This is a genomic window from Streptomyces sp. URMC 126 (genome assembly GCF_051386555.1).
Taxonomy (GTDB): Bacteria; Actinomycetota; Actinomycetes; order Streptomycetales; family Streptomycetaceae; genus Streptomyces.
In genome coordinates this window covers 1-3,542 of sequence record NZ_JBPQTX010000486.1, presented here as the reverse complement: position 1 = coordinate 3,542, position 3,542 = coordinate 1, and the positions used below count along the sequence as shown (strand labels likewise).

Genomic DNA, 3,542 nt, shown 5'->3' with positions numbered 1-3,542 from the left:
CCAACGACACCGCCGTCGGATAACACCCCGGCACCGCCACCCGCCGCGCCCCCGCCAACCCAGCCCGCCCACCAGGCAACTCCGGCAACCCATACGGCCACGTCCCGGCATGCGGCGAACCGTAGAACCGCTCCCACTCCCCCGCGTCCCGCAACCGGAAATCCGCACCACAGTCGACGACCAGCACGTCCTCGCCCAGCCGCTCGGCCAGCGCGGCCGACTGCCCGTGCGGCAGCGCCAGGAAGACGACGTCATGACCGGCGAGCGCCTCGGCCGTGGTCGGCTCGACCACGCGGTCCGCGAGGGCCGGGAGGTGCGGTTGCAGCTCCCCGAGCGGCTGCCCGGCGCTGCTGTTGCCGGTGAGCGCGCCGATCTCGACGCGCGGGTGCCCGAGCAGCAGACGCAGCACTTCGCCGCCCGCGTACCCACTCGCTCCGGCCACTGCCGCTCGTATTGCCATCGGGGTCCCTCCTCAGTGATGGCATGACTATACGAACAGGCGAAGATTTATGCAATAGGGGCGGTAGGTGCCCCTCGAACGTTGTGACCGAGCGGTTACGCGGCGAGGTCGTCGAGGACGGCCGGCAGTCTCGCCCCGCCCGGTCAGCCGAGGATCCGGCCGGCCGGCACGAAGCGGTGTTCTGTCGGCTTCGGCTCCTCGTAGAGCCGGCAGAAGTAGTCCGTTTCCGCCGTGCCGGTGAGCACCGCCAGTACGAAGGCAAGGCATCCCGTGTCGTGGTGTTCCCACAGGGGGCCGCGGCCTTCGTTATAGAGCACCGTCCAGTCGTCGGGGTGCCGACCGGGTCGCACCAGCCAGTACAGGAACGCTCCCGTGCCCTCCTCGAATGCCCACGGCAGGACCCTCGCCCCCGCCTCCCGCAGGCAGGCCGGCTTTTCCTCGAACTTCCACAGGGCGGGCAGGATCTCGTCCCGTTCCCTCGTCTGCGCGTGCAGGTCGCAGTCGGCGTGGGCGGAGTCGGGGGCGAGCAGCCAGATCGTGTCGTCGAAGAGGCCGGCGCCGTACGTCTCGACGAGTCGCTTGTAGTCGGCGGGCAGCGCGGTACCGAGAGCGCGCTCGGCCTTCTCCCAGTCCACTGGGGGTGGCGGATCGGTCGGCGGCGGGCAGAGGCGGACGAGCGCATCGAGAGTGATCATGGAACGGACACTATCGGCGCCCACGCCCGGAGCGGCCGGGCCGGGATCACGCCGTCAGCGGACCGAGCGGGCCCCTCAAGCCGGGGTCTGCCGTGTCGAGGGCGGCGAGGTCGCCGTCGCGCTCGGCCCGCCGGCCGGCGGCGAGATCGGCCGGAGGCGCCGCGCCGGACGGCATCCGCGGCGCCGCCGTGCGTCAACTTCGGCGCCAGGGCTCCCTGTTCTGACGAGTGGCCGCGCATGGCCGAAGACCCCCGACCCAATCCGCCGACGCGAGGTCAACCGCCGGTGTTCAAACGCCCCCGACCGGCGGGCTTCGCAGCGCCATCAGTGACCGGAGGGCGCCGCCCAGGGTCCCGAACAGCTCGTGACCCCTGAGCCACTTGTTCGCCCCACGTGCGAGTGAGCGGATACCGGGGGCTGCTTTCGGTCGGATCGTTTGACCGGCAGTTCATCACGCCGATAGTCCTTGTCCGCCTCCCCCGGGAGGGCCGTGCGGCCGATGGGGGATCGGCGCCGTCCAGCCGCTGACACGGCTCGGCTCTTCCCCCGCCGTCGTCCCGGTGGTCCGTCTCGGACGCCCGGCAGTGTGCGTCACCACCGTCCCGTCCGCCCTGTTCGACATAGGAGCCGATCATGTCCGACGCCACCCCCTCCGCCGGCGCTCGCGCGCCCCGACCGACGCGGCGCATTCGTCCGGGCACATGGACGGCCTGCCTGCTGGCCCTCGCCGGCCTGGCCGCCGGCAGCCTCGGCAGCCCCCAGCCGGCCGACGCCGCGACTCCCCACGGCAAGAAGGTGTTCGACAAGCCCCGCTTCCTCGATGGTCTCACCGTTCCCAAGGGAGTCACCCACATCACGGTGTCGCTGTGGGGGGCCGGCGGGGACGGCGGCGGCACGGACGGCGGGACGGGTGGCAGCGGCGGCGGAGGCGGCGGCGCGGCCGGCGGAGGCGGCGGAGCGGGAGGCGGCTCGGCCGGCGGTACGGGCGGAGGCGGCGGCGGAGGCGCGGGCGCCTACATCAAGTGCCTGATCCCCGTCGAGAAGTCCCGGACGTTCGCCGTCGTGACCGGAGCGGCGAGGCCCCTTCCGAGCGCCCACGCGGCTCCGGGCGCCGGCGGGCGCGGCGGCGAGGGGGCGGGCACCATCTTCGGCGGCGGCACCCAGGGCAAGGCAGGCACCCGCGGTGGCGCGGGTGCGGCACCCGCCTACCAGCCGGGCGCCACCGAGGTCTACGTGTCCGGGAATGTGGTGGCACGGGCGTCGGGCGGGCGGCACGGCGGCGTCGGGCACGCCGGCACGTCCCCCAACGGAGGTGAGGGCGGGGACAGCGGCCGTACCAGCAAGGGCGCCTCGGGCAAGAGGGGTCCCGGCGGCAGCGGCGGTGCCGGGGGCGGCGCGGGGACCGGAGGCAGTCTGGAGGAGACCGTCTGCGCCGGAATCCCCGTCCAGCGGACGGCCGGCAGTGCGGGCGGGGCGGGCGGCTCCGGAGCGGCCGGCAAGGCGGGCGGCTCCGGCCACGACGGCAGCGGAGGCTCGTCGTACGACGGCGGCCGGGGCGGTGCGGGCGGCAAGGGCGGCAAGGGAGCGGCCGGCCGCCACTACGGCTGCGGCGGCGACGGCGCCCGGGGCCCGGCCGGCGGCGCAGGCGGCGGTGGCGGCGCGGGGAGCACGAAGGAACTCGACGCGCGGGACGGTTACGCGGGCGACGCCGGAGACCACGGGAACACCGGCTCCAAGGGCTGTGACGGGGCCGTCATCGTGGAGTGGTGACCCGGCGCGGCACGCTCGCCGCTCCGGCGCCGCCAGGGGTATGACCGGCACGCCTGAGAACCGTGCGGACGACGTCATCGCCGCACTCGCACTGCTCCAAGTCACCCGTGACGCCGCGGAGTCCCTGGGGTGCGGCTGCTGAGGACCTCCGGCCGATCGGCTCGGCCGGACGGTGCCGCCCGGTCACTGGGCACGACGAACGCGCCCACCCCACGTGCACAACCTCGCCCTCGCGGCCCGACCGCCCACCGCCGACGCCCAGCGGGCTGCTGAGGTCACCGCAGGGGCCGCTTCTCTGGCGCTCTCGGGGACGTTGGAGGTGGCCCTGGTGGGCCCTGTGTGGTGGTGGAGGTCAGTGCCGATGCCGCTCGCGACGCTCGGGGGGTGGCGCCAGCCCGTCCGGGCTCTGCGTGTTCGCGCGGATCCGGGTGTAGGAGGTCCGGGTGGAGGGGACGTGGCGCTGCTCGGCGGGCGGGAGCTGCCGGGAGGGCCACCGTGAGGCGGAGTTCTCGGAGCCGCGCGGGGCCACCGTCCTGGCCCTCCGCCGCTGCCGGCAGGCCGGAAGGCGGAGGGCGGGGGCGCGGTCAAGGGCCCGCATGGAGTGGCCTGTCTCTTAT

Annotated in this window: 2 protein-coding genes and 1 pseudogene; 1 reads left to right on the top strand and 2 read right to left on the bottom strand. The window is 74.6% G+C overall.

All coding sequences use genetic code 11. The features are described 5' to 3' along the window. Together ACSNOK_RS31775 and ACSNOK_RS31770 are read right to left on the bottom strand one after the other, a co-directional pair. Nucleotides 1-460: pseudogene (locus tag ACSNOK_RS31775) on the bottom strand (N-acetyl-gamma-glutamyl-phosphate reductase); the annotation flags it as partial. A gap of 143 nt (nt 461-603) precedes the next feature. Further along, a complete protein-coding gene (locus ACSNOK_RS31770; RefSeq protein WP_436784256.1) occupies nt 604-1,155 on the bottom strand; it encodes a hypothetical protein in 552 nt (183 codons plus the stop codon). Nucleotides 1,156-1,788: 633 nt separating this feature from the next. Here ACSNOK_RS31770 and ACSNOK_RS31765 point away from each other — a divergent pair. Continuing rightward, nucleotides 1,789-2,925, top strand: coding sequence for a hypothetical protein (locus ACSNOK_RS31765; protein ID WP_436784255.1), 1,137 nt, complete (start codon nt 1,789-1,791; stop codon nt 2,923-2,925). The last annotated feature ends 617 nt before the right edge of the window (nt 2,926-3,542 follow it).